Genomic DNA, 255 nt, shown 5'->3' on the forward strand with positions numbered 1-255 from the left:
CGCGCAGACCGACGACTTCCACTTCCTCGCCCACCTTGATGATGCCGCGCTCCACGCGGCCGGTGGCCACCGTGCCACGGCCGGCGATGGAGAAGACGTCTTCCACCGGCATCAGGAAGGGCTTGTCCGTCGCGCGCTGCGGCGTCGGGATGTAGCTGTCCACCGCCTCCATCAGCTTCAGGATGGCCGGCTCGCCGATGTCGCTGGTGTCACCCTCCAGCGCCTTCACCGCGGAGCCGGGGACGATGGGGATGG

General features: G+C 69.0%; 1 pseudogene. It reads right to left on the reverse strand.

The window, feature by feature from the left end:
• A pseudogene (gene tuf / locus AABA78_RS39160) lies at window positions 1–255 on the reverse strand (elongation factor Tu); the annotation flags it as partial.

This window comes from Corallococcus caeni, assembly GCF_036245865.1.
GTDB classification, from domain to species: domain Bacteria; phylum Myxococcota; class Myxococcia; order Myxococcales; family Myxococcaceae; genus Corallococcus; species Corallococcus caeni.